At 58.2% G+C, this 1,558-nt stretch carries 2 protein-coding genes and 1 pseudogene; all 3 read left to right on the forward strand.

Going from position 1 to position 1,558, the window contains the following annotated elements; translation table 11 throughout:
- Positions 1–139 precede the first annotated feature (139 nt).
- Complete coding sequence (locus tag QSJ19_RS26430) at positions 140–349, forward strand: antitoxin MazE-like protein (RefSeq protein WP_286324027.1); 210 nt, start codon at positions 140–142, stop codon at positions 347–349.
- On the forward strand, positions 346–678 hold the full coding sequence (locus QSJ19_RS26435; protein ID WP_286324028.1) for a type II toxin-antitoxin system PemK/MazF family toxin: 333 nt from the start codon (positions 346–348) through the stop codon (positions 676–678). The genes QSJ19_RS26430 and QSJ19_RS26435 overlap by 4 nt, the downstream gene beginning before the upstream one ends.
- Before the next feature lie 614 nt (positions 679–1,292).
- Positions 1,293–1,558 (forward strand): annotated as a pseudogene (locus QSJ19_RS26440) (hypothetical protein); the annotation flags it as partial.

The raw sequence follows: 1,558 nt of genomic DNA on the forward strand, positions 1-1,558 counted from the left end.
CATCATCCGACACAAATCTTCTTGTACTGCAATGCAGTACGAATTGATTTACTGGTAACCCTGCATATTCGATTCCTGCATATCCAACTCGGGGCTGCGCACCCTGGCCAGTCCGGAGCGTTACATGTAACATGTGGGCATGGCAGTGAGGGACAGGGTTGGCGAGTACCGGCGCCGGATGCGCGAGCGAGGCTTGCGACCGTTGCAGGTCTGGGTTCCTGACGTACGAACGCCAGAGTTTGCCGCACAAGCCCACAAGCAATCGGTTCTCGTGGCAGAGGCCGACGCCGATGAGGACGAGCAGGATTTCGTCGAGGCTGTCGCCGCGCCTTGGGACGACGAGGCGTGATTCGCGGCGAAATCTGGACCGTTGCGGGTGGTGTGTATGCATCCAAACCGCGGCCGGCCGTCATCGTGCAGGATGACCTGTTCGATTCAACTCTGTCGGTGGTAGTTGCGCCGATGACGAGCCAGCTCATCGATGCGCCCCTGTTGCGGATTCGTATCCCGGGTGATCGCGATTCGATCTCGGGCCTCGAGCGGGACAGTGACGTGATGGTCGACAAGCTAACCGCGGTACGACGATCGAATGTTCAGACGCATGTCGGCCGTCTGACATCCGAACAGCTCATTGAAGTCGAACGCTCGTTGATGGCGTTTCTGGGACTTGCGCGATGACGTCATGCGCAGTGGCGTACAGCGTGGGTTGAGGTGGCGCGGGGCGCGGCGCGGGCATCCGACAAGTTCCGTTGCTGCGCAATGCAATATGTCGTGACTTACTTGACATAATGTATCTTATCGGCCTATTTATCTATCGAGTTCAGAAACAGATGAATACTCGAGATTGCTCCTCAAACGCCGTTACCAGTGCGAATGTGCATTCGGCGCCGTAGCGTCGGCAGTGACCGGGCTTGTGGTGACCAGTCTGACATGCAGACATGATCAGAACATTCATCTAATGAATGGGTCCGACGCTCAATGACTGCGTGATTTAGGCGGCTGTCCCTCGGAGGTCCTGGCTGCGACGGGTCAATATGTCACTGTGACGATTCGTACTGCTCCGAATCCCCCCACTTATCAGCATGTTTGGGACGAGGCGTCGACCGTCTGTGAGTTGAAAGGTCAACCCGCAGCTGGTCGGCCTGGCCGAGGCACTCAGGGAAATGCCACGCCCGAACAGTGGCGTCACGTGGCTGCGAAACCCGACGGTACGCACGATTCTTCAGGAGATCGCGGCAGCTGACACGGTGGACCAACAACTCCTCGAATCTCTACCGGTCAATCGCTCAGCCGTGCACATCCGCGCGCTGCTCGATGAGCACGGGATCGCTGGTGCGCGGGTGGATTTCCGGACCAGATTCACGACGTGGGCCGACAGCAAGCTCGCAACGCTGACAAGTCTCGACAACCAACTCGTGATGCGGAGCTACATCCAGTGGCACCTGTCCAGGCGATTCGACGACAACTGCACCAACGGAACGTTTCTCGCCGCCAAACAAGGCGTGGTCAAGTCCTTTGGCGTGGTGTACGGGTTGATCCTTCGTTCGGGCGTGTCGGT

This window comes from Gordonia sp. ABSL11-1 (assembly GCF_030315685.1).
Taxonomy (GTDB): Bacteria; Actinomycetota; Actinomycetes; order Mycobacteriales; family Mycobacteriaceae; genus Gordonia.

Coding starts and splice junctions, on each gene's coding strand:
- QSJ19_RS26430 (WP_286324027.1), top strand. CDS start 140: ATGGCAGTGAGGGACAGGGTTGGCGAGTACCGGCGCCGGATGCGCGAG.